General features: G+C 43.4%; 1 protein-coding gene. It reads right to left on the reverse strand.

What is annotated here, in order from left to right:
• Positions 1 to 177: 177 nt before the first annotated feature.
• The gene (locus H6G83_RS34700) at positions 178 to 2313 is read right to left on the reverse strand and encodes a cation:proton antiporter (protein WP_190480712.1); all 2136 of its coding nucleotides are present in this window, start codon (positions 2311 to 2313) and stop codon (positions 178 to 180) included.
• Positions 2314 to 2580 lie beyond the last annotated feature (267 nt).

Genomic DNA, 2580 nt, shown 5'->3' on the forward strand with positions numbered 1-2580 from the left:
AGTGAGTAAGGACTCTAAAACTAACGAGAAAATCATTGTTTTATTCACCCCTACACCCCTACACCCTTACACCCTTACACCCCAAACCAAGGTTTTTGGAACACCAATAAAAAACCTACACCTGTCAGTCTCCCCCATCTCCCCCATCTCCCTCATCTCCCCCATCTCCCCAGTCCCTCACACCGCCGCCGTACTATTCGACACTCCCGACGTAACGGTGGGTGTTTGCACGCTCTGGGGTTCGCCTAACATGACGATAGAACAGGTGAGTTGGCTGGCTAGTTGGGTGGTAACATCACTTAAGGCTAAACCCCCTGGACTAGTACGATTACGGATAAAGGGTAAAACTACTAAGTCATATAATCTTGCTGCTTGCAAAATGGCTTGAGCCGCATTTTCATGGGCAATAATTTGAATTTCCGGCGAAGTGGGCAAAGCTAATTTAGATACTAGCAAGGCAAGTTGCGATCGCCTAGCGGCAATTTTACTCGAACTCGTGCGGCGATCGCACACGTTCAACACTGTCACTTGGGCTTGATTTGCTTCTGCTAACATCTGAGCAAACTGCACAGGCTGTAGTGTAGGTGTGACTAAATTTTCTACTGGTACTAAAATGCGTTGAATTTTCTTAGGTGATTCTACCAGACGTGTCACCGCCACAGGACAATGGGATGACCACAGCACATTATCAATTACATTGCCAAATAACCGCGCTCTTAACCCCGTCCGTTTCCCCCAACCCATGACAATCAAGTTGGCTTTTTGTTCGCGGGCGGCTCTACTAATTCCCGGTGCAAAAGCATCATCAATTCGCAACAGGGCTGATGCTTCCACACCCAAAGCCTGACTGTGGGCTGTAGCTCTTGCTAGTAAGCGTTCACTTCTTTGCAGGGAAATTTCTAATTGGGGTGCATCCATGTGCGCCGCAGATGTGGCGATCGCTAATGGGACAATTCGCCCTTGAGCCTGACTAGCTAATAACGCCGCCATCTCCACTAAATTTTGTTGAGTGTGGGGATTATAAACAGGGACAACGATAGTATAATCACTATTGTGGATTTCCTGTACTTGTTGCTCAGGCAATGGGGTGACTGGTTCTGTAACTGATGCGGTAGTTAAAGCTACGGCTGTACGACCAGTCAGCAACGGCCCCACAATTGCAGTCACCAGCATCAAGAAAACGATACTAGTTAAAACTGCTCCTGATAGTAAACCAGCTTGATATCCTACAAAAGCTGCCGCTAATGTTGTACTTACCTGGGGTATAGATAGCGACCATATAGTTAACATTTCCTGCCAACTATAACCATAGAAAAACTTGGCTAACCAAGCCGCAACAAATTTACTAGAAATCAAGCCAACTACAATTAAGCCAGTTAACTTGAGAATAAAAAGATGATGAATCAAACCCGGCACATCAATCAGTAAGCCCAGGTTAATAAAAAAAATCGGTATAAATAAAACACTACCAACAAAAACTATTTTTTCTTTAACAGGCCCTTCACCAATAGCTTCATTGACTGCTAAACCTGCTAAAAATGCCCCGAAAATTTTCTCAATACCGATAAATTGAGCTACTACAACTGCCAGGAACACTGTCAGTAATACAAATAAAAATTTTTTGCCCTCGTCGTCTCCTGAACGGCGAAAAAACTCTTTACCCAGCCAATCAAATCCCAGCAAGATGACAACGGAGACAGTAATTAACCAACCTAATAAGGGAAATATTTCAGATAAATTAGATACTCCCTTTTCAAAAGCGAGGACGCAAATAGCCAGTATTAATAGTGAGCTAATATCAGTGAAAACTGTAGCACCAATCGTAGTTGTGACTGCTCGGTTACTGATGATACCTAAATGATTGATAATGGGGTAAGCTAACAGCGTATAAGAACCAAGTAACGAGCCGACTAATACCGAAGTATTCCAGCCAAAGTTAAAAATCCGCCCTACTAAAACCCCTGTCAACAATGGCACAGCAAAACTCAACCCACCATACCCAAACGCGCGTCCTTTTTGCCGCCGCCACAATTTCCAGTCCACTTCTAAACCTGCGACAAACATCAAATAAACTAAGCCAATATTTGACAGCAGGCTAATCATCGGTGATTCTGTATGAATCAGGTTCCAACCCGATGGCCCTAATACTAACCCAGCGAGGACTAAACCCACTATTGCGGGTAATCTCAATCTTTCAAATAGAATCGGTACAACTAAGAGGACTACCAGTAGAATTACGAAGGGAACAATTGGTTCCTTGCCAAGAACTTGAGAAGTTTGTTCTAGCGCCAGAGCTGATGATAAAGGTTCCATAGGTGGAATTGGGGAGGGCGACGATAAGGCGGAGATTCCTCTAAGGTATTCATCCAATTAATCATACATAAGTGTTAAAGCTAGCCCGTGAAAAATACAGAAGCTTTAACTTAAGGTACTTAGGTAAAGGGGAAGGGGGAAAGGGGGAAGGAGCAACTGATAACTGATAACTGATAACTGATAACTGATAACTGATAACTGATAACTGATAACTGATAACTGATAACTGATAACTGATAACTGATAACTGATAACTGATAACTGATA

The sequence above is a fragment of the Anabaena azotica FACHB-119 genome, from assembly GCF_014697625.1.
Classification (GTDB): Bacteria; Cyanobacteriota; Cyanobacteriia; order Cyanobacteriales; family Nostocaceae; genus Trichormus; species Trichormus azoticus_A.

Excerpts from the sequence above, each read along its gene's own strand:
- H6G83_RS34700 (WP_190480712.1), bottom strand. The coding sequence starts at position 2,313 with ATGGAACCTTTATCATCAGCTCTGGCGCTAGAACAAACTTCTCAAGTT.